The sequence below is a fragment of the Sinorhizobium medicae genome (assembly GCF_007827695.1).
Taxonomy (GTDB): Bacteria; Pseudomonadota; Alphaproteobacteria; order Rhizobiales; family Rhizobiaceae; genus Sinorhizobium; species Sinorhizobium medicae.
In genome coordinates, this window is sequence record NZ_VITA01000006.1 from 150,786 (window position 1) to 175,985 (window position 25,200).

Here is a 25,200-nt window from a genome sequence, read left to right on the forward strand (position 1 = left end):
CGATGAACTTGAGAACTTTCCTGCTGGGCACGTGCTCGGCAGCCGCACTGGCCGGCTTGACTCACGCGGGCTGGGCCCAAGCGGAGACCCTGACCATTGCCACCGTGAACAATGGCGACATGATCCGGATGCAGAAGCTGACGGACGATTTCACGTCGAAGAACCCGGACATCCAACTCGAGTGGGTCACTCTTGAGGAAAACGTCCTGCGCCAGCGCGTCACGACGGACATTGCGACCAAGGGCGGTCAGTACGACATCATGACGATCGGCACCTATGAAGTGCCGATCTGGGCGAAACAGGGCTGGCTCCTGCCTCTGGACAATCTCGGCCCCGAATACGACGTAGACGACCTTCTGCCGGCGATCCGCAGCGGCCTGACCATCGATGGCAAGCTTTATGCCGCGCCCTTCTACGGCGAAAGCTCGATGGTCATGTATCGCAAGGACCTGTTCGAGAAGGCGGGTCTCACCATGCCCGATGCGCCGACCTGGGAATTCGTTGCCGAAGCGGCTCGCAAGATCACCGACAAGAGCAACGAGATCTACGGCATCTGCCTTCGCGGAAAGGCTGGATGGGGCGAGAACATGGCCTTCCTGACGGCCACGGCAAACGCCTTTGGCGCCCGCTGGTTCGATGAGAACTGGAAGCCGCAATTCGATCAGCCGGAGTGGAAGAACGCTCTCGACTTCTACGTCAAGCTGATGAATGACGCCGGCCCCCCCGGTGCCTCGTCCAACGGCTTCAACGAAAACCTGTCGCTGTTCCAGACCGGCAAGTGCGGGATGTGGATCGACGCGACCGTCGCCGCCTCCTTCGTCACAAATCCGAAGGAGTCGACTGTCGCCGACAAGGTTGGTTTCGCGCTCGCTCCCGATACCGGCCTCGGAAAGCGCGGCAACTGGCTCTGGGCCTGGAACCTCGCGGTTCCGGCGGGCACGCAGAAGGCCGAAGCGGCGCAGAAGTTCATCGCCTGGGCAACGGGCAAGGAATATCTGAATCTGGTTGCCGAGAAGGAGGGCTGGGCGAATGTTCCTCCCGGCACCCGCATCTCTCTCTATGAGAACCCGGAATACCAGAAGGCGGCGCCCTTCGCGAAGATGACGCTGGACTCGATCAATGCGGCCGACCCGAAGAACCCGGCGGTGAAGCCGGTGCCATATGTCGGCGTTCAGTTCGTGGCGATCCCGGAATTCCAGGGCCTCGGCACGGCGGTCGGGCAGGTATTCTCGGCAGCTTTGGCCGGCCAGATGAGCGTCGACCAGGCACTCGCGAGCGCACAGCAGCTGTCGACCCGCGAAATGACCAAGGCCGGCTACATCAAGTGAGCTCCCAAGGAGCCGGGGCTCCCGCTGGAAACAGCTGCCCTCCGGCTACCTCCAGAGCGGGACGGGGAAAGGGGCCATACCTGCCTTCGATCCGCGTTCCGCTCTGACTTTTCCGATTTAATCGGCTGCGCGTTTGGAACGGCGATGCGTGTGCCTTTCTCCGAACCGCGTCGACTTCACACGGGGGACGCCATGGCGACCTTGCACACCCGCTCCGCTGCGCGCCTGATGATCGCGCCTTCGGTGCTTCTGCTTCTGGCCTGGATGATCGTGCCACTGGCCATGACGCTTTATTTCTCGCTGCTGCGCTACAATCTGCTGATGCCGGGAATGGAGGAGTTCGCAGGGCTCACCAACTACACCTATTTTCTGACCGACCCGGCCTTCTTCCAGGCGATCTTCAACACGCTCGCGATCGTTCTCGGCGTGCTCTTCATTACCGTGGTGGGCGGTACCGCACTGGCCCTTCTTCTCGACCAGCCGATGTTCGGTCAGGGAATCGTGCGCATCCTGGTGATCGCTCCTTTCCTGATCATGCCGACGGTGGCGGCGCTGGTGTGGAAGAACATGTTCATGAATCCCGTGAACGGGCTCTTTGCCTGGCTTGCCAAGCTCCTGGGATTGCAGCCCTTCGATTTCCTCGCCAATGCGCCACTGCTTTCGATCATCCTGATCGTTGCCTGGCAATGGCTGCCTTTTGCCACGCTCATTCTGCTGACGGCATTGCAGTCACTCGACGAGGAGCAAAAGGAGGCAGCGCAGATGGACGGTGCCGGCGCCGTGAGCCGCTTCATCTACCTCGTCCTGCCGCATCTCTCCCGTGCGATCACGGTGGTCATCCTGATCCAGACGATCTTTCTGCTGTCGGTCTTCGCCGAAATTCTCGTCACCACCAATGGCGGTCCGGGTACGCAGAGCACGAACCTGACATTCCTCGTCTACGCCCAGGCTCTTCTGCAGTTCGATGTGGGCGGCGCCTCGGCGGGCGGGATCATCGCGGTCATTCTCGCCAATATCGTCGCATTCTTCCTGATGCGCATGATCGGCAAGACGCTGGAGGCCTGATAGTCATGGCACGCAATGTTTCCACCGGGCGGAAGCTCATTACCACCGTGGTGGCCTGGACGATCGGAATCCTCATCTTTTTCCCGATCCTCTGGACATTCCTGACGAGCTTCAAGACGGAAGCCCAGGCGATTGCTTCGCCGCCGGTCTTCCTCTTCTTCGACTGGACGACCGAAAACTATGCCGAGGTGCAGAGCCGGTCGGACTATCTGAAGCACTTCATGAATTCGGTGATCGTTTCCTTCGGCTCGACGCTGCTGGGCCTGCTGATCGCGATCCCCTCGGCCTGGGCGATGGCATTCTCGCCGACGAAGCGCACCAAGGACGTGCTGATGTGGATGCTCTCCACAAAGATGATGCCGCCCGTCGGCGTGCTGGTGCCGATGTATCTGATATTCCGCAACTGGGGCCTGCTCGACACACGGACGGGATTGGTGATCGTGCTGACGCTGATCAATCTGCCGATCATCATCTGGATGCTCTACACCTATTTCAAGGAGATTCCGGGAGAAATCCTCGAAGCGGCGCGTATGGACGGCGCATCGCTCTCCAAGGAGATCATCTATGTGCTGACGCCGATGGCGATCCCGGGGATCGCCTCGACGCTGCTCCTCAACATCATCCTTGCCTGGAACGAGGCGTTCTGGACCCTGAACCTGAGTGCTGCGAAGGCGGCACCGCTCACCGCCTTCATCGCCTCCTATTCGAGCCCTGAAGGACTCTTCTATGCGAAGCTCTCGGCGGCCTCGACGATGGCGATCGCCCCCATCCTCATTCTCGGCTGGTTCTCGCAAAAACAGCTCGTACGCGGTCTCACTTTCGGCGCGGTCAAATAGGGGCGGCGGTCAAATAGGGGCGGCGCGGTTCAATTAAGGGTAACACCATGGGAAGCATCACTCTCAAGAACGTATCGAAGGTCTTTGGCGCCCACGCCGTCATTCCATCGATAGATCTCGATATCACCGACGGCGAGTTCGTCGTCTTCGTCGGCCCCTCGGGTTGCGGCAAGTCGACGCTGCTAAGGCTGATCGCCGGCCTTGAAGACGTCAGCGATGGCGAGATCGTCATCGACGGCCGAAATGCCACGGAACTGCCGCCGGCGAAGCGCGGCCTTTCGATGGTGTTCCAGTCATATGCGCTTTACCCGCATATGAGCGTGCGCTCGAACATCGCCTTCCCGCTGAAGATGGCGGGCGAGGATAAGGCGACCATCGACAAGAAGGTTCAGGATGCGGCGCGCGTTCTGAATCTTACCGACTATCTCGACCGAAAACCGCGCCAGCTCTCCGGCGGTCAGCGCCAGCGCGTCGCCATCGGCCGGGCGATCGTCCGCCAGCCGGGAGCCTTTCTTTTCGACGAACCGCTATCGAACCTCGACGCGGCCCTCCGGGTCAATATGCGGCTCGAGATCAGTCAGCTTCACCAGCAGCTGAAGACGACGATGGTTTACGTCACCCATGATCAGGTGGAGGCCATGACCATGGCCGACAAGATCGTCGTGCTCAATCGCGGTCGCATCGAACAGGTCGGTTCGCCTCTCGATCTCTATCGCAGGCCGGACAATCTCTTTGTCGCCGGGTTCATCGGGTCGCCGAGAATGAACTTCATATCCGGCGCGCCGGCTGCAGACCATGGAGCTCACACGATCGGTATTCGGCCGGAGCATATTGCCCTGTCAACCGATCAGGGCATCTGGCGAGGCACGGTCGGTGTGGCCGAGCATCTCGGCTCGGACACGTTCCTGCATGTGAATGCCGACGGCATCGGCACGTTGACGGCACGCGTCGGCGGCGATTTCGCCGTCACCCATGGCGACCAGGTTTTCCTGACACCGGATCCGCAGCATCTGCACAGGTTCGACGAGAAGGGAATGGCAATTCGATGAAACGTCTCGAAGGCAAGAGTGCGCTGATCACCGGATCGGCCCGGGGAATTGGCCGCGCTTTCGCAGAGGCCTATGTGCGCGAGGGTGCCATGGTCGCGATCGCCGATATCAATATCGAGCGTGCAAGGCAGGCTGCGGCGGAAATCGGAGCGGCGGCCTATGCGGTCGAAATGGACGTGACCCGGCAGGACGCCATCGATGCGGCGATCGCGCAGACTGTCGGACATGCCGGTGGGCTCGATATCCTCGTCAACAATGCGGCGCTCTTCGATCTGGCTCCCATCGCGGACATAACCCGCGAGAGCTATGACAAGCTGTTCTCGATCAATGTCGCCGGAACGCTCTTCACGCTGCAGGCTGCCGCCAGGCAGATGATCGCGCAGGGCAGGGGTGGAAAGATCATCAACATGGCGAGCCAGGCCGGCCGGCGCGGGGAGGCTCTGGTGGCTATCTACTGCGCTACCAAGGCGGCAGTCATCAGCCTCACGCAGTCGGCCGGACTGGATCTCATCAGGCACCGCATCAACGTCAATGCCATCGCTCCGGGGGTCGTCGACGGCGAGCACTGGGAGGGCGTCGACGCGCTGTTCGCAAGGTATGAAAACCGTCCGCGCGGCGAGAAGAAGCGGCTGGTCGGCGAGGCCGTGCCCTACGGGCGCATGGGAACGGCGGAGGACCTGACCGGCATGGCGATCTTTCTCGCCTCGTCCGAAAGCGACTACGTTGTCGCTCAGACCTACAACGTCGACGGCGGCAACTGGATGAGCTGAGACGCGGGTTCTCGAAAGGAACAACAGGATGACGACCAAACTCTCGCTTGCCACGCTCGATGCGGTCAGGGCCAAGGCTGGCATTCCGAATTATGGCCGGCACGATCTCAGGGCCGGCATCGTTCATTTCGGCGTCGGAAACTTTCATCGCGCCCATCAGGCGGTTTATCTCGACGATCTCTTCAACATGGGACGCGACCGGGATTGGGCGATTATCGGCGCGGGTGTCCTTCCATCGGACAGGATCATGCGCGACAAGCTCGAGGCGCAGGACTTCCTGACGACGGTGGTGGAGCAGGACAACAACCGGACGGGCGCACATGTCACGGGGGCCATGATCGCTTATCTCGAGCCGGGTGACGTGCCGGCGATCGTGGCGCAACTCGCGAGCCCCTTAATCCGCATCGTTTCCTTGACCATCACCGAAGGCGGCTATTTCATCGATCCAGCTTCCGGGGTCTTCGACCCTGCCCATCCGGCTATCGCCGAGGATGCGCGAAACCCACTGGCGCCGAAAACCGTCTTCGGTCTTATCCTTGCCGGGCTCGCCGAACGGAGAGCCAAGGGCATTCCGCCGTTTACGATCATGTCCTGCGACAACATCCCCGGAAACGGCGAAGTCACCCACGCTGCCGTTTCCGGCCTTGCGCGCCTGTCGGATCCTGGCTTCGCGGATTGGATCGACGCCAATGTCGCCTTTCCCAATGGCATGGTCGATCGCATCACGCCTGCAACCGGCACGCGCGAGATCGGCATCGTTGCGTCGGAATACGGGATCGACGATGCCTGGCCGGTCTTCTGCGAGGAGTTCAAGCAATGGGTGCTGGAGGACCGCTTCCCGCAGGGTCGCCCGGCGCTCGAAGAGGTCGGCGTGCAGTTCGTCCCCGATGTGGCGCCGTACGAGCACATGAAGATACGCATTCTCAACGGCGGCCATGCTGCCATCGCCTATCCGGCGGCATTGCTCGACATACACTTCGTCCATGAGGCGATGGCGGAACCGCTGATCCGCGCTTTCCTGGAGAAACTGGAGCATGAAGAGATCATCCCCGTCATTCCGCCGGTTCCGGACACGGATCTGAGGGAGTATTACAAGCTCATCGAAACGCGTTTTTCAAACCCGAAGATCGGTGACACGGTTGCTCGGCTGGCGCAGGACGGATCGAACCGGCAGCCGAAATTCATCCTGCCATCGACGGCGGACCGCCTGCGCCGCGGCGACGACGTCGTCGGTCTGTCGCTGGTCTCGGCGCTGTGGTGCCGCTACCTCGCCGGAAAATCCGACAGCGGCAGGGAGATCCTGTTCAACGACCCAAATTCGGACCGGCTGCATGCCGCTGCGCTTTTGGCAAAGGACGACCCCATGGAATTCCTCGCGCTTTCCGATATTTTCGGCGATGTCGCGCAATCCGATCTTTTCCGTCGCCGATTTTCCCACGCCTTGAAAACACTTTGGGAAAAAGGTACGCGCCAAACGCTCCAGGTCTATCTGGACGGAAAGCTCGGGGAATGACGATGGCGGGGAGCACCTCGAAGCTGGTGATTTTCGATTGTGATGGCGTGTTGGTGGACAGCGAGCCGATTTCGCTTGAGGTTCTTGTGGAAGCGCTGGCGGCCGCCGGCGTTGCGATGACGACGGAGGAGGCGAGCGAGCGCTTCCTTGGCCGCAGCCTCAAGACCATGTCGGCCATCCTGCATGAAGAACACGGGCTTGCGACCGACGAGGCTTTTCTCGAGGGGATGCGGACCCGGCTCTATGCGCGCTTTCGCGAGGAATTGAGGCCCGTCGCCGGCATACGCGAGGCGGTCGAACGGCTGGGGACCGCCCATTGTGTGGCTTCGTCGAGCCAGCCTGAGCGCATTCGTCTTTCGCTGACGGTGACGGGGCTCATCGATCTTTTTGAGCCAAGTATTTTCAGCGCCAGCATGGTGTCACGCGGCAAGCCGGCGCCCGACCTTTTCCTGCATGCAAGTGCCGAGATGGGGTACGATCCGTCCGACTGCGTCGTCGTCGAAGACAGCCCGGCGGGCATCGAGGCCGCAAAGGCCGCGGGCATGCGGGTCTTCGCATTTGCGGGGGCCAGCCATGCGCGAAACGAGCGTCATCGGCGGGTGCTTGCCAGTCTTGACCCCGACGTGCTGTTTGACGACATGCATGAATTGATACAGTTTGTGCGGCAATAGAACACTTGCGGGAAAGAATGCTTGCGGGAAAAACGTGTGACGGTTTTCCGGTCGCACCGTTTCTTCGGCGGCAATTCATCACCTTTTTTCGGGACGGGGGCATCCATTGATGCGCGAATATGTCGTGGCGGTCGATATCGGAACCGGCAGCGCCCGCGCGGGCGTGTTCGACGGGCGAGGCAGGCTTCTGGCGCGAGCCGACCAACCGATTGCGATGAATCGCCCGGAAGAAAACCACGCCGAGCACGATTCCGAGGACATCTGGGCGGCGGTCTGCGGCGCGGTCAGATCGGCGCGCGAGAAGGCGGCGGTGCCGGCGGAGAGCGTCGCTGCGATCGGCTTCGACGCCACCTGTTCGCTCGTCGTGCGCGATCGTGACGGCGCGCCGCTCTCGGTCAATCGTCAGGGGGAGGCGCGCTGGGACACGATCGTCTGGCTCGACCACAGGGCGCTGGCAGAAGCCGATTTCTGCACGGCGACCAGGCATCAAGTTCTCGATCATTCGGGAAAGGTGATGTCGCCCGAGATGGAAATGCCGAAGCTGATGTGGCTGAAGCGCAACCTTCCGCACCAATGGGAAAAAGCAGGCTATTTCTTTGATCTGGCGGACTACATGTCTTGGCGGGCGACCGGAAGTCCAGCCCGCTCGCGCTGTACTTTGACTGCCAAATGGAACTATCTCGCCCATGAGAAACGCGGCTGGCAGCAGGATTACCTGGAGCAGATCGGCCTTGAGGACCTGCTCGCGCGCGGCGGCCTGCCCGAAGAGACGCTGCCGGTGGAACGTGCCGTCGGACGCCTGAATGCCAGCGCGGCGGAAGAACTCGGGCTCGACGCGGAATGCCGGGTGGCGCCCGGGCTGATCGACGCCTATGCCGGGGCACTCGGCGTGCTCGGCGGCTTTGCGGGCGACAAGGCCAAGCTCGAACGCCAGCTGGCACTGATCGGCGGGACCTCGAGTTGCATCGTCGCCTTCTCCAAGGACATGAAGCCCGGCTTCGGCATGTGGGGCCCCTATTTCGAGGCGGTATTGCCCGGGCTCTGGCTCATCGAGGGCGGCCAGTCGGCGACAGGCGCGCTGCTCGATCATATTGTGCGGCTGCACGGAGGCGGGCTGCCCCCTACGACTGAAACCCATGCGAAGATCATCGAGCGCGTACAGGAATTGCGGGCGCTCCATGGGGGCCCCGGTTTTGCCGATCGTCTTCACGTGCTCCCGGATTTTCACGGCAATCGTTCGCCCCTTGCCGACCCGCATGCTCTCGGCGTGATCAGCGGACTGGCGCTCGACTCTTCTTTCGATGCGCTGTGCCGCCTGTATTGGCGGACATGCGTAGCGATCGCACTCGGGATTCGCCACATCCTGGAGATGATGAAGGAAGTGGGCTACGAACTCGACACGCTGCATGTGACCGGCGGGCATGTCCGCAACTCCCTGCTGATGGAGCTCTATTGCGACGTCACCGGTTGCCGTGTGGTGGCACCCGAGACTCCCGATGCCGTTCTGCTCGGCACGGCAATGACGGCGGCAGTGGCCGGCAAGCTCTATCCTGATCTCGCCAGCGCCGGACCCGCAATGTCGTCGGCCGGAAAGGAGCGGCTGCCCGATGCGACGCGCCGCAGGGATTACGATCGCGACTATCGGCGGTTCCTCGCGCTTTATCGACATCGCGAGGAGCTGGAGTCGATAGAATAACGTGATCGGCGAAGGTCGCCGTTTATCTGCGAATTGTCTCTGACAATCTATGGAACCTTTTTTCGGCTCGCGCATTTTGGCGATAACCGGACGGTGACGCACATCGCCCCCAATGTGTGTCGGAGGCATACCGCCGGTTGCCAACTCACAATCCCCCTCAGTGAGTTGCCTAAGCTCAGCCAGTGCCCTTCCCTCGGCACTGGCTGTCTTGCGTTCGGGGCTGGTTACCGAACTGCCCCCTTCAATTCCGGGCAAGCTACTTAGATCGGTATCGGAAGGCTTCGACGAAAGCGGAGAACGCAGGCGAGGGATTTCGCCGGCTGGGATAATAGAGATGATAGCCCTGGAAGGTCGGGCACCAGTCCGCGAGGACCTCCTGAAGTTGACCACTCTCAAGGTTTGGCTGGACAAGATCTTTCGGGGCATAAGCCAACCCTATGCCATCGAGGGCCGCATCGAGCGCCGGCTCGATATTGTTCAGGGTCAGTTGGCCATCCACCCGGACGCTGAATTCGTGTGCGTCTTTGTTGAACTCCCAGGCATATATCGCGCCCAACGTTGGCAGCCGCAGGTTGATGCACTTGTGGTTGGTCAGTTCCTGGGGCTGCTCGGCGTGGAATGACGCCCGAAATAATCGGGTGAGCCGACCACGGCATAGCGGACATCGGGACCGATCCTAACTGCCACCATGTCGCGCGCGATTGCCTCGCCAAGCCGAACGCCGGCATCAAACTGGCGCTCGACGATATTCGTAAAACCGTTGTCGGCAATGAGTTCCACCTTGATGTCCGGGTAGTCGCGCAGAAACGCTGGCAATCTGGGGCGAAATACCATGCCGATGGCGTCATCGGGGCACACGATGCGGATGTGGCCCGCGGGCTTGTCCCGAAGGGCACTGATCGCGCTGATTTCGGCGGCAATGCTCTCGAAATGAGGTTCGATGCACTCCACAAGGCGCTCGCCGGCCGCCGTGGGTGCGACGTCGCGGGTGGTGCGGGAGAGGAGACGGATGCCAAGCCGTTCCTCCAGCGCCCTGACCGTATGACTGAGGGCCGATCGGGTGACGCCCAACTTGGCGGCCGCTCGCGTAAAACTCCGTTCCCGAGCGACTTCGAGGAATGCTCGCATCTCACTGAACTCGTCGCGCGACATTGGTGAATCCCATTCACTACAACATGCAGATTATAGCTTCTAGTCTGCCAAGGCCAGTCTGGCTATCTAGTCCCGAAGTGAATTGGAGGCACAACATGGCAATCGAAGTGGCACAGGATGACACCCTTTCGGCCGAACGGGCGGTGACCCCGTGGGCTGCGGTCACCTGCCTCTCGCTCCTGACCTTTCTCCTGGTCGGATTGGAGTTCATGCCGGTGAGCCTTCTGACGCCGATTGCCCGGGACCTGGCGATCACGGAACGTCAGGCCGGACAGGCGATTGCCGTGTCGGGGCTCTTTGCCGTAATCACCAGCCTTTTCGGCAACACCCTCTTGGCCAAGGTCGATCGGAGAACGGTCGTGTTGTTCTATACGGCGGTGCTGCCGCTTCGAGTTTGGCTGCGGCCCTCGCTCCCACGACATCAACGAAATCCTGTTCCGACCGACCGGCCAGCCGGTTTGAGGTGGTGAACATGACATCGCTGCCGTTCACCGCCCCGTATTGCCGGAACTGCGCTAGCCGCCGCGGTTATGCTAATTGCCGCCCAAGCGCAGAAAGCTTCGGAAGATTCGACTTCACTCCCACCAGTAAGAGAAGGATGCACATGAAGACCGAGCTCCAGTTCGCGATGTTTGCCTTGGCCCTCGCTGTTTCAGGCCCCGCCCTCGCGCAAGACAACAAGGCGTCCATCGTTGGTGCATGGCGAATGACGTCCCTGCAGTTCACGAATTCGGAAGGCAGTTTGGCCGAGGTGCCGTACTCCGGCCAGGTCATCTTCTCTCAGAGCGGTTCGCTCTCGGTTCAGGCAATGGACCCGGATCCCGCCGCAAAACCGACCACCTACACGGCGAACGGCTATGAAGCCTATTATGGTCCGGTCGAGATCGATGAGGCAAAAAATACCTTCACCATTACGGTTGAGTCGTCTTTGGTGCGCGACCTCATTGGCCAGAAATTGGTGCGAAAATTCCAAGTAACCGAAGATCAGCTTGTTATCCTGCCAGCCGATCCCAGTGAAGGTTGGCGCGTCACATACGAACGGTTTTGATGGATATCGTCCCCGCAAGGCGGGGCCCATCGTTGACAAACCATGATATGGCGGTTCCTGCCATGGGCCGATCACCGATCGCAGTCATGCTGTCCGTGAGGCGACGGGCAGCATGACCTGTTCTAGCTTCGTTCTCCCTCAGCGTTGTTTAGCGGGAAACGCTACGCCCTCGACTCAGGCCGCAGCCTTGGTCGTTTCGTTGAAGAACAATGCCTGACTGATCAGCGCCTTCACCATTTCCGGATTGAATGGCTTGGTGACGAGGAATGTGGGCTCGGGACGTTCACCCGTCAGCAGACGCTCGGGGAATGCGGTGATGAAAATTACCGGAACGGCCGCCGTTTGCAGGATTTCGTTGACCGCGTCGATTCCCGAGCTGCCGTCGGCGAGTTGGATGTCCGCGAGTACCATGTTCGGCTTGGTCGCCTCGTAGAGGGCAACGGCTTCGTCTTTTGTTCGGGCGATCCCCGTCACAGTGTGGCCGAGGCTTTCGACCATTTGCTCGATGTCGATCGCGATCAGCGGTTCGTCTTCGATGATCATGATATCGGTGGCGACCTGGCGCGAAATTTCCTGGGAAGCTCGGTCGAGAAGGGAAGCAAGTTTCGCGGCATCTACGTCGAGGACCTCGGCGGCTTCCTGTGGGGTAAATCCCTCGACCGATACAAGCAGGAAGGCCTGACGGGCGAGAGGCGAGACGGCGGCGAGGTTGACCGACGCACGCTGCTCCCAGGCAAAGGGCGACACCGGCTCCGGCACCATGACGGACGACGAGCCGAACATGGATGTGAAGAGACGGAACAAGGCTACCCTGTCGCTGCTTGCTTCCGGAAAGATTGAGGTATCGGCGATGAGCGCCTCGAGCACGGCCGCGACATAGGCGTCTCCGGAGGTCTGAGAGCCGGTCAGCGCGCGGGAATAGCGGCGTAGGTAAGGAAGAAATGGAGCGATTCGGGTGGACAATGTCATGCAAGGACTCCCTCAATCCAGGCTAAAAGGATCGTGGCGGAAACGTTCCGGCGAAAAAAAGGTTCCGCTGTGGAACATTTCAAATTTTCCCGGCGTTATGGAGCAGGCGAACTTTCAAGGGCGACATTGCAACAATGAGATATACGACAGGGGCAGGGCGGATGATCGGTAAAAATCCGTCCTCTGACGATCCAAATGCGCAGATTGCTGTTAAGCTGAAGGCCCTCTTTCAGTCAGTGCAGGAGGAAGCGATACCGGCACGCTTTCTCGATCTACTGGAAAAGCTGGAAGCCGCGGAACAGCGATCGACTCTGCAGGGCAAGGAGTAAGCGCCGGATGTCATCCGAAAATCAAGAGTTCAAGCGTGAGATGCTTGCCGCGCTGCCGAGCCTGCGCGCCTTCGCAATGTCGCTGATCGGACGGCACGACCGCGCCGATGACCTCGTGCAGGACACGATTATGAAGGCCTGGGCGAAGCAGGACCATTTTCAGATCGGCACCAATATGAAGGCGTGGCTATTCACGATCCTGCGCAACGAGCTTTACAGCCAGATGCGCAAGCGTGGGCGTGAGGTGCAGGACAGCGACGGTCATTTGACGGAAACGCTTGCCCATCACCCGGAGCAGTACGGCTCGCTCGATCTGCAGGATTTCCGCCGCGCGCTCGACCAGTTGCCGCCTGACCAGCGCGAAGCGATCATTCTTGTAGGGGCCTCGGGCTTTTCCTATGAGGAGGCGGCCACGATCTGCGGCTGTGCTCTTGGAACGATCAAGAGCCGCGTCAACCGGGCGCGCCAGCGGCTGCAGGAAATTCTCCAGGTCAGAGGAGAAAACGATTATGGGCCGGACGAGACTTCAGCACCCATTACTTCGCGCGCCTTCGTTTCCTGATTGGGCCCGCCTGGCCCATAAAGCGGCTGTCATGCGGTAAAGGGGTGCCGGATCATACCTGGCGCCGCAGGCGGTAGTTCGAATAATAAATCGGAGATTTCGCCGGCGCCGCGCGCGAACTGCTGAGCGTAGTCGCCATATTGCTCCAATTTGCTGTATGTTTTCATCATTGGACCGGCTCCGATCGACGAAAGCACACGGCGGAGCTCAATTTGGGTGCCTGTGCGAGTTGGAGTTCAGGCCGGATGCATGAAAAGACAGAGGCGATGCTCCCAGCCGTAGCGCAGGTGCTCGATGCGCCGGAACGGCTCGGCGTTCTTCAGGCCGCGGTGCCGGACATGTCGATCCCAGACGGGGATTTCGACGGGCTTGCGGGGCTTGCGGCCAGCCTTTTCGATGCGCCGGTCGCCCTCATCACCCTCGTGGACCACGAATGGCAGTGGTTCAAGGCTTCCGTCGGCACGGCGGAAACGCGGCTGCACGTTCGTGAGTCGTTCTGCGTCCATACGATCGCAGAAGGCGACGGCGCCTTTGTCGTGCTCGATGCCTCTCGCCACCCGGCGTTCAGACAGCGTCGGGCGGTCGCCGGCCCGCCCTCCGTGCGCTTCTATGCGGGCGCCCCGATCATTCTGGACGGGCAGGCGATAGGAACAGTCGCGGTCGTCGACGTCGCTCCCCGTTTCGAGATATCCGTCAAGCAGCAAGGCGAGCTGCAGCGCATCGCAGGCGTCGCCGCCTCGCTGTTCAAACTGAAGGACGAAACACGCCGGCGTGCGCTCAAGGAGGCCGCGCTTTCCCGCGAAGAGCAGCGGCTTGCCATGGCGCTCGATGCGGCCAATGTCGGCAGCTGGCTCTGGGACATTCGGGCCGGCACGGTTTCGGGCAACGGCGCAATGATGCGCATGTTCGGCCTTCCGCCAGAACGCACCGTTGGCGCCAAGGCCATATTTTCCGCCATCCATCCCGACGATCGCATGCCGACCTTCTCGAAACTTCGCCAGGCGATGGCTGCCAATGAGGAATATGACGGCATGTTTCGCATCGGCACCAATGGAAGGTGGCTGCTTGGCCGCGGCCGTGTGCACGACCGCGACAGCAAGGGTGCACCCTTGAGCTTTCTCGGCATGACGATCGATGTTTCGGAGCAGCAGGCGTCGGTGAACCGCACGCGGCTGCTGCTGAAGGAACTGAACCACCGGGTCAAGAACACGCTGGCAATGCTCCAGTCACTCGCCCGCCAGACGCTTCGCCAGACGAGCGACCCGGCCGAATTCATGACCGCCTTCGCCGGCAGGCTTCAGGCGATCTCCGAGGCGCATGGGCTCCTTTCCGATTACGAATGGGGCACGATCCACCTGTCCGAACTGATTTCGAAACAGTTGCTGCCCTATGTCAGCGATTACTCCCAACAGATCGAATTGCACAAGGATGAGATCCTGCTTGGTCCGGACCAGGCCGTGGGGCTCGGGCTGGTTCTGCACGAACTGGCGACCAATGCCGTAAAATACGGCGCTCTCTCGCTGCCGACGGGAAAAATCGTGCTGACGGCCCGCCGCTTAATCGAGGACGGAGAATCCGTGTTGCATCTGACCTGGACTGAAGTGGGCGGCCCCCCGATTCGCGAGCCGCGCCGCCGCGGTTTCGGATCTATCCTGATCGAACGCAGCCTCGACAAGATCATCGGCAGCTCGGTCAAGGTAGAATATCTGCCGGCGGGAGTCACCGCGTTGATCCGGCTGCCGCTTTGATCGAGTTCGGTTGAATTGCGGTTATCCGGCTGCCGGAACCTTCTCTCCGCAAGCAGGGCAAAGGTGCATGCTGGCAGCTCCGAACTATCCGTCATCGCCGCGTTTACGCCCTCGGCTGAGTCCGAAAAGCGCAGCCACGGCAATGCCCGTTGCAGCGCCCAGCAGGGGCTGTTTGCGCAGAATGCTTGTCACGGCAACGAGGGCGAGATTCGTTCGCATTGCCGAACGCCGCCGGCGCTCGTCGGCAAGGCGCCGGTCGCGGGCGTTAAGCCCCGCCATCACGCCGATGACGGCCAGAGCGGTCACCACCAGGGCGGCGGTGACCATCAGCGCGGCGGCGACCGGCGAATAGTGTTCGGAGAGTAACAGGGCAATGGCGATCAGTGCGAAGACATAGGCGGTGCCGAGAAGCACGGCGATGATGGCCCACAGGATGACGTTGCGCTTATAGCGCGAAGCCGCCGCGGCAGCGTCGAACGCAAGCAGCGCCGACAGGACGGTCCCGAGTGTCCCCATAAAATAACTCCCCTTCATACCCGGTCAGCGCAGTGCCTGGCCTTATCGGCGCAGCAAGGCGGCTGCGATGAGGCCGATAACGGCTGCGGTACCGAGAGTCGCAAGAGGATGCTCGCGTATCGTCCGACGGACCTCCCTTTCCGTATCCGCATAGCGGCCGCGCAAGTCGGAGAGCATCTGCTCGCCGCTTTCCAACAGGCCCTGCAGATCGGTTTCGGCCTGGTCACGGGCGCCACGCGCTTTGGCTTTTGCGTCACGCGAAGCTGCCGCCCCGCGATCGGCAAGCACGGCCATGAGCTGCGCGATGTCTTCGCGAATTTCGTTGAGTTGTTCCTCCACGGATGGATCGATCGCGCTTCCGTTGCGCTTGCGGCTGCCCGAACCTGAGAACATGCCTGTCGCCATCTGTCTTCTCCCTCGCTGGTGCGCCGGCGCGAGACGGCCGGCAGGTGATGGGTCATGCGAGTCGGCTGACGGAGGCACGCTCCCGACCCGCCGGCCGGGGCGGTATATGCGCCGGCATCGGGATCAACGCATGAGGGAGGAATTTGTTTCGCTAAATCCTGACGTTGCCGGGTCGAGGCCCTTGCCGGGCAGGATCTCAGATCGCGGCGGACTGCGGCAGCACGAAGGGGATGTCGTGTGCCGGGGCGACACTCACGCGCATTCGGCAGCCGAACACCGCTTCCATGGTCTCGTCGGTCAGAACATCTTTCGGCGCTCCGCGCGCCCGGATGCGGCCGGCTTTCATCATTATGATCTGATCGGCAAACATCGATGTAAGGTTAAGGTCGTGCATCACTGCAATGACACCACCGCCTTCGGCGCAGAACTGGCGTGCCAGCCGCATGATCGTGAGCTGGTGGCGGATGTCGAGGCTCGATACCGGCTCATCGAGCAGGAGATAGCGCGGCTCGCCGCCGGCAACGGGGGCCGATATCTGGCAGAGGACGCGTGCGAGCTGGACCCGCTGTTGTTCTCCGCCCGATAGCTCCTGATAGAAGCGCCCGGAAAACCCTGCAAGATCGACCGCCTCGAGCGCCTCGTCGGCAATCCTGTCGTGGGCGGAGGCTTCGCCGCTATTCGCCATCAGGCCGAGGCGTACGATTTCGCGGACGGTGAACGGGAAGGAGATGACCATCGATTGCGGCAGAACGCCGCGTTGCAGCGCAAGCTCCCATGGTTTGAGTCCTGCGAGGTCACGACCGTTGATGGTGACCTTCCCGGCCGAAGGCGTGAGCTCGCCCGAGATCGCCTTCAAAGTTGTGGTCTTTCCCGACCCGTTCGGGCCGACGATCGCCGTCATGGCTCCGGGAGCGGCGTCGAAGGAGATGCCGTGGAGGACCTGCCTTCCCGCAAGGCGGACGGAAATGTCGAATGCTCTGATCATGGCTGCAGTCAAAGTCCTATATTCGATCGGCCCCGCAGCAGGACCCATAGGAAGAACGGCGCTCCGACGAAGGCGGTGATGATGCCGATCGGCAGTTCCGCCGGCGACACGATGGTGCGGGCGAGCATGTCGGCGAAGATCAGCAACGTGCCTCCAAGGAGGGCGGATGCCGGCAGCAGGTAGCGATGATCCGGGCCGATCACCAGCCGCAGGAGATGCGGAACGACGATGCCGACGAAGCCGATGCCGCCGCTGACCGCAACCGAGGCGCCGGTCGCTCCGGCGACGCTGAAGACGGCGATGTTTTTCAGGCGCTGCACCGGGATGCCCATGTGGTACGCCGCGGCTTCGCCGAGGGTGATGGCGTTTAGGCCGCGTGCCAGGAACGGGACGACTGCCAGCGACACGAGGATGATCGGTCCGGCGGCGGCGATCTTGGTCCAATTGGCGCCCGCCAGCGATCCAAGACCCCAGAAGGTGAGATCGCGCAATTGTTTGTCGTCGGCGATGAAGACGAGCACCCCGGTGACCGCGCCGGCAAGCGCACCGAGGGCGATGCCGGCAAGCAGCATCGTTGCGACCGATGTCTGGCCGCCGCGGGTCGCGATCCGGTAAAGCAGCAGCGTCGTGGCAAGCCCGCCCAGAAAGGCGCCGAAGGGGAGGGCATAGAAGCCCAGAACCGCGAACAGCGGGCCGAAGGCGACGTCGCCGAGCACGATCAGCAGCACCGCGCCGAGGCTTGCGCCGGAGGAGACGCCGACGAGGCCGGGATCGGCCAGCGGATTGCGGAAGAGGCCCTGCATTACCACGCCCGACACTGCGAGCGATGCGCCGACGAGCATCCCGAGCACGGCGCGGGGCAGGCGGATATCGAGGATGATGATGCGGTCGCGTGCGCTCATCGCCTGATCGGCCTCGCCGGTGAGCCATCGAAGGATATTGGCAAGCGAGGCGTCCGCTGCGCCGGTGGTGATGGAGGTCATGAACGTCGCCACCGCAAGCAGAGTCAGGACGACGATCAGGCAGCGCGCCAGGCCTGCCCGGTCCCCGCTGCGCCAGTCGCGGACGACGCGAGCTGCGAAAGCGGGCTTGCGCATCGGACTTTCCATGACCCCGTTGCCCATGGCCTTACTGGGAGACATTGGTCTTCTTTCCGTAGATCGCGGCATTCAATTCGCGGATCGCGCCTGCCGTGCGAGGGCCGAAACCGAGCAGATGCAGTCCGTCCATGCGGATCAGGGCCTTGTTCTTCGCCGCTGGCGTCAGGCTGAGCGCCGGAAGGCCGAAGAGATCGTCGGACCCGGCGGCGTGGCTTCCGCCTCGGTTCATCATCAGGATCACGTCGGGCTTGGCCTCGATGACCGCTTCTTCGGTCAGCGCCTTGTAGCCGGGGAAGGTGCCTGCGGCGTTTACCGCGCCGGCAAGCTCAATGATGCCCGCGGCGGCGGTGCCCGTACCGGAAGCGAGAATCTTGCCTCCTTGCGTGCTCAAAATGAAGAGGACGCGTTTTCGCTCGCCTGCCGGACGAGCAGCGCTTTCCGACATGGCGACGGCAAGATCCTTCTCTACGGATGCTGCAAGCGTCTCGGCCTTTTCCCGCACGCCGAGGAAGGCTCCGACCGCGCGGATCTTATTGACGATACCGTCGCTGTCATATGTCTCGGGGACGCTGGTGAAGGGAATGTTCGCTTCTTTCAGCACGGCCAGCGCTTCCGGCGGACCGCTGCCCTCGACCGCGACGATCGCCGTCGGGTTGACGGAGAGGATGCCCTCGGGAGCCAGTTGCCGCATGTAGCCGACATCCGGCAGTTTCGTTGCGGCTGGCGGATAGGTGCTGGTGGAATCGCGGCCGACGAGGCGGTTCTCCTCGCCGAGCGCGTAGATGATTTCGGTGATAGCCCCGCCCACCGAGACGACGCGGGAGGCATCCGGCTTTTCGAGCACTTCGGCCATGGCCGGGCGCAGGAACGGCGGGGCCCCGGGCGCCAGCGAGGGCAGCACGAAGGGAGCCGACAGCGCGAAAGCCGCCAATGCCATTTCCCAACGCCGAAGTCGGCGGATAGAGGAGCCGTTCATCATCACTTCCTTTGGATCCGGAGCGGGATGAAAAGCATGCGGTTTCCGCCCGCATCCCGCCCTATCTCGTTGTAACCAATCACGCTCGCGATTGCGGACCTATCGTCATGGGGAAGCCGCCCACCGACGGGCGGAGCCATCAGGCCGCGACGACGGTCTTCAGACGCGGCAGTCCCTCGGCCAGGCTGCGCCATTCGGCCCTTTCCGAGGACCCTTCCTTCCGCTTTCCGAAGAACTGAATGATCATCTCGCCCTTGGCGTCGAGCCCCTCGACGGATGTCACATGTCCGTCCGCCGTCGGCTTGCGCACGGCCCACAGTTCGGTGATGTGGTCGGTGCGCAGATGCAGATGGAAGGTTTCGTCCATGACGTTCAGCCACGGCCCCATCGTCCCGATCTTCACGACCGGACCGGAGTGGATCTGGATGACCCCGCGATTGCCTACGAAGCACATGATCGGCAGCGCCGTTTCTGCGGCACTGCGCATCATCGTTTCGACGCTGGCGGTGTCGAGGCGCCAGGCGAAGTCGTCGCCGATCGAATGCAGCGCCCGGCGCCGACCGACCTTGAGCTTTCTCAACATGCCCGGGAACTGATGCGTGTCGGTGAGCTTCGACCAGCGATCGCGCAGCTCTGCCGTATCGACCGAGTCATCGGTCACGTCGTCGTTTGCAGGCGCGCCTGGATCGGCAATGAAGTCTTGCGATTGGTCGTCAAGGCGAAGGTCTTCAACAAGCTTCTCGTAGGCCGCGAGATGCGATGCAGGGCGCAAGTGGACCTTGTGCACCGCGTTGCCCCATTTGTCGAAAAACTGCAGGCTGCGGCGAACCTCCCCCTTGGCATCGGTTTTTGTAACGGCGAAGCCGTGTTCCCAGGCGCCAGGGAAGACGCGCAGGTCGATTTCGGACCCAAGTACCAGCGTCGCGGCGTGCCCCTGCTTTACGTTCTCGTAGAGTCCGACCTTTTCGTGGACGGCGCTTTCATTGCGGGTCAGCGCAAGGACCTCGCCCAGTTCTTCGGCGCGTTCAAGGAAGCGGTTGGCGCTGGATTCGATTCGGATGGCGGTGAGACCGCATTCGGCAGCGACCAGCGCTGCCTCCGAAATGCCGAGCTGCGCAGCAATGTCGCGCTCGCGAAGCTTGGGGTTTTCAGCGCGATAGGCACGGATTTCAGCAGGGGTGGGGCGCATGCTCTCAGTCATCGTCATCTCGCTATTTGTTCAGAATCAGCTTGCCCTGGCGGGTGATCTTCATCCGGTAGATCGCTCCGTCGTGGGAAATAAGAATCTCGCTCTGGCCACGGAAAAGGTCGCGGCTCTCGACGATCCGTTGGGTGCGGTCGACGGGTGCCGCCGCCTGCGGGGATCGTTCGCTGTCGGTGTCGTTCGGTATCACGGTTCTGCCGGTTCGCAAGCCGCAGACGAGGCTGCCGCCGCGTCCATTGAGCCTGCCTTTATTCATTTAGTATCTTGACTTCATTACTCATATTTCTTTATGGACGCAATACCGGATTGTTGCGGTCAAGTTAGGAATCGCGCGGTTGCGCCTCCCGGGCCGGCCGGCGCGCGGACAGCGAGTGGTGTTACGATGAATTACTTTTCCCGTTTCGCTTTTGCGGCCTTTGCGGCTCTCTTCGCGGCAGGGGCAGCGGGAGCGCAGAATGCTGCCCCGCCCGCAGGCCTTTCGATTGAGCTCAACGAAATCGCGCCATCGGAAAAGGGGTGCAAGCTGACCTTCGTCGCCGGTAATGCGCTTACCCGGTCGCTTTCGAAAGTGTCGTTTGAATTCGTCCTCTTCGATAAAAAGGGTTTGGTCGAGCGCATGGCTGTCCTCGACTTCAGGGACCTTCCCGCCGGCAAGACGAAAGTCAGGCAGTTCGATCTGGCGGGAACGAAGTGTGATGCGGTACAGAGCCTGCTGATCAACGATGCTCCGGCCTGCATCGGCGAAGGCGTCGACAAGGGCGCCTGCATGACGGGCTTGAAGACCGGATCGAAATCGGACGTCGAACTCAAGGGCTGAGCTCGAAAGGCTGACGTCCGCGTCCCGGAAAGCGCCGGCGGAAGGCAAGTCAAATGAAGCACATGGTGAAATGGGCAGCCGCGATCGGCCTTTCCCTGCTGGCGCATGCCGGCGGGGCGATGTTCCTTGCGCCCGAGAACGAGAAGGAGGAAGTGCTCGTCGCGGGCGGTTCGTCCGTCGAAGTGTCGCTGCTCGGGAATGCCTTCGAAGACACGGTTCAGGCAGGTGATCCCTCCGACGTGGTGGAGCCGACTGAAGAGACGCCCGAGGAACTTACGCCGACCGAGGCCGAGGCGACGGAAGAGGTGGTCGAAGCCGTGGAGCCTGCGCCGACCGAAGCTGTCTCGGCACAGCCGTCCGAGATGACGCCGACGGAAGCGGACGTGATCCTTCCAGCCGAAGAAGTACCGGTGACCAAGGCCGATGACGCTGCGGTGATCGCCAGCGTGGCTCCGGTCGAGACCGTCATTCCGGAAGAGAAACCCGAACTGCCAAAAGTCGTACAGCCGGAGGTCGAGAAGCCGGAACCAAAGAAGGAGCCGGTAAAGAAAAAGAAGGTCGCGCGAAAAAAGGCGGGAGATGGCGGCAAGCAGGCGAAAACGCAGAACAAGGGCAAAAGCGATGGTGTAGAAAATGCCAGGGCGGCGGCTGCCAGCGGAGAAAAACGGGGTGGGTCGCAGGAAATCGGCAATGCCGCCGTGTCGAATTATCCCGGCAAGGTACGAAGGAAGCTCACCCGCGCCATACGCTATCCCTCGGCCGCCAAGCGACAGGGACTGCGCGGCGTCGCTCATGTCAGTTTTACTGTAACTTCCGGTGGTGGGGTGGCAAGTGTCGGGATCACGAAGAGCGCTGGTTCGCCCGTCCTCGATCAGGCGGCGTTGGAAACAGTACGTCGAGCTGCACCATTCCCAGCCATCCCAGCCGGTGCGGGCCGCGACAGATGGGAGTTCAACATTCCGGTGGCATTCACTCGGTGAATTGCCGCTGTAAGGTCCGCCTGTGCCAACTGGCGCAAGCGATAAGGCGGCCTTGAATGATTTGAGATCGCGATGCGAGGGTGCCGGTACCTTCGCCTGGAACCCTGAGGCCAGTCCGCACGCGCCTCGCGGCGTATGCTGGTTTGTCGACAGGCGTCGATCATTGTGGCGTCAAAAATATGATGAAATCACTCATGTTTATACTTTACTACTTCTATCAAGTTTAATAGGTTGCAGCCGTCACGCAACCGTTCGGTGTGTGTCAATTCTGATTGGCGATTGTCGGCGAGGCCGACGTTCGCGGAGCGAGACGGAGACGACGGATGCGCGGCAAGCGGCACCAGAATGCAGGCAAGGGCGGCAAGGGCAAAGCAAGGGGTGCGGCGAACGCGCCGCAAGCGAATGCCGGCCAGGATGCGGGCAAGGTGACGCTCGAGGGCCGCAGCTTTCTCTATGTGGGCGGCCGCGACTGCCAGGTGGCGCATCTGCGCCAGATCGCCAGTTCCTACGGTGCGGAACTCATCCACCACGACGGCGGTTTACGAGAGGCGGTATCGCGCATCGATCGTGTGCTGCCCTCGGTCGACTGCGTGTTCTGCCCTATCGACTGTATCAGCCATGATGCGTGCCTTCGCGTGAAGACGGGCTGCAAGAAGTGGGGCAAGGCCTTCGTGCCCTTGCGCAACGGCTCGAAGTCGAGCCTCGAGCGGGCGCTTCAGGACCTGACAGGCAACGGCAACGAGAACTGATCCTTTGATGAGCGGTGGCAGGCGTCTTTTCCGCCGGGCCCTCGCAAGGAGTATTGCGGATGTATGACGAAGGTCCCGATCAGATGACCATGATAGGCCTCCATAAGCTTGCCTCCCAATTCGGCGACGGCCTGGTTCCCGAACTGTACGAGCTTCTGACAAACAGGGCGCGCATGCTGGAGGAAAACGCGAACGTGACCGAGTTTCCCGCCTGGCAGGCGCGTCCGCCGGCGAGGGATCCGCTCGGCCTTGCGTCGTCCGGCGAGGGAGCTATCCTGCCGTTTCCGCGATCGATCGCCCAGCCGGACCCGGAAACGGCAGGCTCCGAAGTGAAGGTACAGGAAAGCTAACGACATGTATTTCGCCATGAACCGCTTCCATGTCGCAGCCGGTCAGGAGGAGGCCTTCGAGGCGGTCTGGAAGGCGCGCGACTCGTCTCTCTCGGAGATGCCCGACTTCATCGAATTTCATCTGCTGCGCGGCGACAGCGTACCGGACGAAGGCTACACGCCTTTTATCTCCAAATCGGTCTGGAAGACAAAGGATGCTTTTGTCGCCTGGACAAAATCGGACAATTTCCGGGCAGCGCATCGAAACGCGGGAGACAACAAGGCGATGTATCTCGGCCCGCCGAAATTTGAAGGCTATACAGTCGTCGAGGGCGCCTGATCTACGCATCCAGTCTCACCAGGCGGAGTCACCGAGAAACGGCGTGCTCTCTGCCCTAAGAAGCAAAATGCGATGTGATTAGCGGACCACTTCAATCGCTCTTTCGCGGCAGGAATGCCCCAAGCGCGACAACAAGCCAGCCGGCCATCATCGTCACGCCCCCGATCGGCGCCGACATTGGGAAGAGGCCGTTGCCCGAGAAATGGCGCATGGTGAGATCCGCCGCGAAGAGTGCCGTGCCCGCAGCCAGAAGCAAGGTGGCGATGGCGGCCGTACGGAAATGCGCCCATCCGGCATAAAGCGCGAGGAGCGCCGGCGCGTGCGCCAGGCACATGGCCGACGCACCGCCGAGAAGCCGCGGATCCGTGCCATGCGAAGCCGCGGCGGCACTCGCGACTCCGAACAGGCCCATGAGGCCGGCGACGAAAAGCATGGTCGAGCGCAGTCCTCTGTTCGACATCAAGGCTATTCCTTGTTCTGCATGTGATCGGCGAGGCGGGTGATAGGCTCGAGGATGATCCCCCTGAGGTCGGGGTCGAGGACAGTTTCCTCGAGCGCACGGGTAAAGCAGAGAAGCCACTCATCGCGCTCGGCGGGCCCGATCCCGGCGATGAAGTGCCGGCGGCGCAGCATCGGATGGCCTCGCTTTTGCACATAGATCGGCGGCCCGCCGAGCCAGCCGGTCAGATATTCGTAGAACTTTTCCTCACTGCCGGTCAGATCCGGCGGATGGATGGCGCGGCAGCGCGCCGCCTCCGGCAGACTGTCCATCAACGCGTAGAAGCGCTGCGTCAGCGCGCGGACGATGGGGTCGCCACCGATCGCCTCATATAGCGTCGTCGTTTTCGGTTCCGTCATGGTCATATTCCTCGATCGAGATCTGGTACAGCGCGCGACAGGGGCGGGCAATGGCGTGCCATTCTCTCGCTTGCGGCTTTTCGGCGCGGCTCTGACGAAATTGTTTGACAAACCGTCCAGACGGTATGTTTATGAAGCATGACAAACGCCCATTCCAGGAAGAAGCAACCGCAGCGCGTCCGCCGGCAATTGCTGGAGGTCGCAGCTCGGCTGTCACTCGAGCAGGGAATCGCCGCCTTGACCCTCGATGCCGTGTCGCACGCAGCCGGTGTCAGCAAGGGTGGGCTGTTGCACCATTTCCCGAACAAGTCGGCCCTGCTCGACGGGCTCTTCGATGATCTCGTTGCGCGCTTCGATAATGCAATCGATGAGGCGATGGCGAGGGACGAAATCGAAAAAGGACGCTTCACGCGCGCCTATCTCGGCGTCTGTTTCGCACTCGATGCGGAGGCCGAGGCGCAAGGCTGGCAGGTGCTGACCATCGCGCTCCTTGCTGAACCGCATTTGAAAGCTCGCTGGCGCGAATGGGTGGCGCGCCGTACGGCGGAATTCGCCGCCACGGACGGTTCGGCCAATTGCCTGCTCGCCCGTTTCGCCGCCGATGGGATCTGGCTGGCGGATCTGATGGGCAGCCATGACATCGATCGTCCGACGCGGGCGATACTGCTTCAGAGGCTCAACGCGCTTTCGCTGGAGTGAAGGGCGAAGCTTTCCATCTGCAATCTCAATCGGAGACGTTCCCGTGAACCCCGCTACGCTCTACACCGTTCTGGTGATCGCAATCGTCTTCGAAGTCCTCGGCACCTCGGCCATGCAGGCGGCGCAACACTTCACGCGGCTGACGCCCACCTTGCTCATGGTGTTCTGCTATGCCGTCGCCTTCTTCTTCCTGTCCTATGCGCTCCGCTACATCCCCGTCGGGATCGCCTATGCGCTCTGGAGCGGCCTCGGAATCGTGCTGATTTCGATTGCGGGCTACGTCGTCTTCGGCCAGAAGCTCGATCTGCCGGCGGTGCTCGGACTGGCGCTCATCATTGCCGGGGTGCTGGTGCTCAACCTCTTCTCCAAGTCGACGTTCCATTGAACGCCTCGCGCCCTCCGCATTTCTGCGCGCGGCGGAAGTCTCCCTGCAATTTTTCACTACAGCCTGTCCACGGATGTTCCCGGATATTCATTGAAATGCGCGGCGCGCTTCAATAGCATCG

At 61.7% G+C, this 25,200-nt stretch carries 30 protein-coding genes and 2 pseudogenes; 20 read left to right on the plus strand and 12 right to left on the minus strand.

Annotation, left to right across the window (positions count from 1 at the left end; translation table 11 throughout):
• The first annotated feature begins 2 nt into the window (after positions 1-2).
• The 8 genes from FB009_RS12405 (at position 3) to FB009_RS12440 (ending at position 8,928) form a co-directional block, all read left to right on the plus strand.
• Positions 3-1,328, plus strand: coding sequence for an ABC transporter substrate-binding protein (locus FB009_RS12405; protein WP_012066581.1), 1,326 nt, complete (start codon positions 3-5; stop codon positions 1,326-1,328).
• 192 nt (positions 1,329-1,520) lie between these two features.
• Positions 1,521-2,393 (plus strand): carbohydrate ABC transporter permease, encoded by an 873-nt coding sequence (locus FB009_RS12410; protein ID WP_012066580.1) that lies wholly within the window; start codon positions 1,521-1,523, stop codon positions 2,391-2,393.
• A gap of 5 nt (positions 2,394-2,398) precedes the next feature.
• The gene (locus FB009_RS12415) at positions 2,399-3,229 is read left to right on the plus strand and encodes a carbohydrate ABC transporter permease (protein ID WP_012066579.1); all 831 of its coding nucleotides are present in this window, start codon (positions 2,399-2,401) and stop codon (positions 3,227-3,229) included.
• Between the two features lie 47 nt (positions 3,230-3,276).
• Complete coding sequence (locus FB009_RS12420; RefSeq protein WP_012066578.1) at positions 3,277-4,278, plus strand: ABC transporter ATP-binding protein; 1,002 nt, start codon at positions 3,277-3,279, stop codon at positions 4,276-4,278.
• Positions 4,275-5,048, plus strand: a complete 774-nt coding sequence (locus FB009_RS12425) for an L-iditol 2-dehydrogenase (protein ID WP_012066577.1) — start codon at positions 4,275-4,277, stop codon at positions 5,046-5,048. The genes FB009_RS12420 and FB009_RS12425 overlap by 4 nt, the downstream gene beginning before the upstream one ends.
• A gap of 28 nt (positions 5,049-5,076) precedes the next feature.
• Positions 5,077-6,561 (plus strand): mannitol dehydrogenase family protein, encoded by a 1,485-nt coding sequence (locus FB009_RS12430; protein ID WP_018012972.1) that lies wholly within the window; start codon positions 5,077-5,079, stop codon positions 6,559-6,561.
• Positions 6,558-7,232 (plus strand): HAD family hydrolase, encoded by a 675-nt coding sequence (locus tag FB009_RS12435; RefSeq protein WP_018207916.1) that lies wholly within the window; start codon positions 6,558-6,560, stop codon positions 7,230-7,232. Before FB009_RS12430 ends, FB009_RS12435 begins: the two co-directional genes overlap by 4 nt.
• A gap of 109 nt (positions 7,233-7,341) precedes the next feature.
• Positions 7,342-8,928 carry an FGGY-family carbohydrate kinase gene (locus FB009_RS12440; protein WP_012066574.1) on the plus strand — a complete coding sequence of 529 codons (1,587 nt, stop codon included), beginning with the start codon at positions 7,342-7,344 and terminating at the stop codon, positions 8,926-8,928.
• A 256-nt stretch (positions 8,929-9,184) separates the two neighbouring features.
• Here the strand turns inward: FB009_RS12440 and FB009_RS12445 are convergent.
• Positions 9,185-10,080: pseudogene (locus FB009_RS12445) on the minus strand (LysR family transcriptional regulator).
• A gap of 95 nt (positions 10,081-10,175) precedes the next feature.
• Between FB009_RS12445 and FB009_RS12450 the strand changes: the two are divergent.
• Together FB009_RS12450 and FB009_RS12455 are read left to right on the plus strand one after the other, a co-directional pair.
• Positions 10,176-10,495, plus strand: a pseudogene (locus tag FB009_RS12450) (MFS transporter); the annotation flags it as partial.
• 189 nt (positions 10,496-10,684) lie between these two features.
• On the plus strand, positions 10,685-11,128 hold the full coding sequence (locus FB009_RS12455; protein WP_180161757.1) for a lipocalin-like domain-containing protein: 444 nt from the start codon (positions 10,685-10,687) through the stop codon (positions 11,126-11,128).
• 174 nt (positions 11,129-11,302) lie between these two features.
• Here the strand turns inward: FB009_RS12455 and rsiB1 are convergent, their stop codons facing one another.
• Positions 11,303-12,097 (minus strand): PhyR-type response regulator RsiB1, encoded by a 795-nt coding sequence (gene rsiB1, locus FB009_RS12460; RefSeq protein WP_018012976.1) that lies wholly within the window; start codon positions 12,095-12,097, stop codon positions 11,303-11,305.
• A 161-nt stretch (positions 12,098-12,258) separates the two neighbouring features.
• Here rsiB1 and rsiA1 point away from each other — a divergent pair, with 161 nt between their 5' ends.
• A complete protein-coding gene (rsiA1, locus tag FB009_RS12465) occupies positions 12,259-12,426 on the plus strand; it encodes an anti-sigma factor RsiA1 (RefSeq protein ID WP_162142223.1) in 168 nt (55 codons plus the stop codon).
• A 7-nt stretch (positions 12,427-12,433) separates the two neighbouring features.
• A complete protein-coding gene (locus FB009_RS12470; protein ID WP_012066568.1) occupies positions 12,434-12,988 on the plus strand; it encodes an RNA polymerase sigma factor in 555 nt (184 codons plus the stop codon).
• Positions 12,989-13,017: 29 nt separating this feature from the next.
• On the opposite strand, the gene FB009_RS32700 is transcribed toward FB009_RS12470, so the two are convergent.
• Complete coding sequence (locus FB009_RS32700; RefSeq protein ID WP_018012978.1) at positions 13,018-13,158, minus strand: hypothetical protein; 141 nt, start codon at positions 13,156-13,158, stop codon at positions 13,018-13,020.
• A 75-nt stretch (positions 13,159-13,233) separates the two neighbouring features.
• Here FB009_RS32700 and FB009_RS12475 point away from each other — a divergent pair, with 75 nt between their 5' ends.
• Positions 13,234-14,736 carry a sensor histidine kinase gene (locus tag FB009_RS12475; protein ID WP_012066567.1) on the plus strand — a complete coding sequence of 501 codons (1,503 nt, stop codon included), beginning with the start codon at positions 13,234-13,236 and terminating at the stop codon, positions 14,734-14,736.
• Positions 14,737-14,820: 84 nt separating this feature from the next.
• Here FB009_RS12475 and FB009_RS12480 read toward each other — a convergent pair whose 3' ends face one another.
• The 7 genes from FB009_RS12480 to hemP form a co-directional block, all read right to left on the minus strand.
• Positions 14,821-15,252, minus strand: coding sequence for a hypothetical protein (locus FB009_RS12480; protein ID WP_012066566.1), 432 nt, complete (start codon positions 15,250-15,252; stop codon positions 14,821-14,823).
• Positions 15,253-15,294: 42 nt separating this feature from the next.
• The gene (locus FB009_RS12485) at positions 15,295-15,657 is read right to left on the minus strand and encodes a DUF883 family protein (RefSeq protein WP_012066565.1); all 363 of its coding nucleotides are present in this window, start codon (positions 15,655-15,657) and stop codon (positions 15,295-15,297) included.
• A 196-nt stretch (positions 15,658-15,853) separates the two neighbouring features.
• Positions 15,854-16,642, minus strand: a complete 789-nt coding sequence (locus FB009_RS12490) for a heme ABC transporter ATP-binding protein (protein ID WP_012066564.1) — start codon at positions 16,640-16,642, stop codon at positions 15,854-15,856.
• An 8-nt stretch (positions 16,643-16,650) separates the two neighbouring features.
• Positions 16,651-17,766 (minus strand): FecCD family ABC transporter permease, encoded by a 1,116-nt coding sequence (locus FB009_RS12495; RefSeq protein ID WP_012066563.1) that lies wholly within the window; start codon positions 17,764-17,766, stop codon positions 16,651-16,653.
• Positions 17,767-17,770: 4 nt separating this feature from the next.
• A complete protein-coding gene (locus tag FB009_RS12500) occupies positions 17,771-18,721 on the minus strand; it encodes a heme/hemin ABC transporter substrate-binding protein (protein ID WP_012066562.1) in 951 nt (316 codons plus the stop codon).
• A 136-nt stretch (positions 18,722-18,857) separates the two neighbouring features.
• Positions 18,858-19,919 (minus strand): hemin-degrading factor, encoded by a 1,062-nt coding sequence (locus tag FB009_RS12505; protein ID WP_024324128.1) that lies wholly within the window; start codon positions 19,917-19,919, stop codon positions 18,858-18,860.
• Between the two features lie 10 nt (positions 19,920-19,929).
• Positions 19,930-20,112 (minus strand): hemin uptake protein HemP, encoded by a 183-nt coding sequence (gene hemP / locus FB009_RS33910; protein WP_024310730.1) that lies wholly within the window; start codon positions 20,110-20,112, stop codon positions 19,930-19,932.
• 192 nt (positions 20,113-20,304) lie between these two features.
• Here hemP and FB009_RS12515 point away from each other — a divergent pair, with 192 nt between their 5' ends.
• From FB009_RS12515 to FB009_RS12535, 5 genes are all read left to right on the plus strand, one after another.
• Positions 20,305-20,739, plus strand: coding sequence for a hypothetical protein (locus FB009_RS12515; RefSeq protein WP_012066559.1), 435 nt, complete (start codon positions 20,305-20,307; stop codon positions 20,737-20,739).
• Between the two features lie 53 nt (positions 20,740-20,792).
• Entirely contained in the window at positions 20,793-21,719 is a 927-nt protein-coding gene (locus FB009_RS12520) for an energy transducer TonB family protein (RefSeq protein ID WP_012066558.1), read from the plus strand.
• A gap of 323 nt (positions 21,720-22,042) precedes the next feature.
• Positions 22,043-22,468 carry a DUF2325 domain-containing protein gene (locus FB009_RS12525; protein ID WP_012066557.1) on the plus strand — a complete coding sequence of 142 codons (426 nt, stop codon included), beginning with the start codon at positions 22,043-22,045 and terminating at the stop codon, positions 22,466-22,468.
• Between the two features lie 59 nt (positions 22,469-22,527).
• Complete coding sequence (locus tag FB009_RS12530; protein WP_012066556.1) at positions 22,528-22,818, plus strand: hypothetical protein; 291 nt, start codon at positions 22,528-22,530, stop codon at positions 22,816-22,818.
• A 4-nt stretch (positions 22,819-22,822) separates the two neighbouring features.
• Positions 22,823-23,137 carry an antibiotic biosynthesis monooxygenase family protein gene (locus FB009_RS12535; protein WP_012066555.1) on the plus strand — a complete coding sequence of 105 codons (315 nt, stop codon included), beginning with the start codon at positions 22,823-22,825 and terminating at the stop codon, positions 23,135-23,137.
• 91 nt (positions 23,138-23,228) lie between these two features.
• Here the strand turns inward: FB009_RS12535 and FB009_RS12540 are convergent, their stop codons facing one another.
• Together FB009_RS12540 and FB009_RS12545 are read right to left on the minus strand one after the other, a co-directional pair.
• On the minus strand, positions 23,229-23,597 hold the full coding sequence (locus tag FB009_RS12540) for a DUF423 domain-containing protein (protein ID WP_012066554.1): 369 nt from the start codon (positions 23,595-23,597) through the stop codon (positions 23,229-23,231).
• A gap of 5 nt (positions 23,598-23,602) precedes the next feature.
• Entirely contained in the window at positions 23,603-23,995 is a 393-nt protein-coding gene (locus FB009_RS12545) for a group II truncated hemoglobin (protein ID WP_012066553.1), read from the minus strand.
• Between the two features lie 138 nt (positions 23,996-24,133).
• Between FB009_RS12545 and FB009_RS12550 the strand changes: the two genes are divergently transcribed.
• Positions 24,134-24,694, plus strand: a complete 561-nt coding sequence (locus FB009_RS12550) for a TetR/AcrR family transcriptional regulator (RefSeq protein WP_012066552.1) — start codon at positions 24,134-24,136, stop codon at positions 24,692-24,694.
• Positions 24,695-24,737: 43 nt separating this feature from the next.
• The gene (locus tag FB009_RS12555; protein ID WP_012066551.1) at positions 24,738-25,079 is read left to right on the plus strand and encodes a DMT family transporter; all 342 of its coding nucleotides are present in this window, start codon (positions 24,738-24,740) and stop codon (positions 25,077-25,079) included.
• The last annotated feature ends 121 nt before the right edge of the window (positions 25,080-25,200 follow it).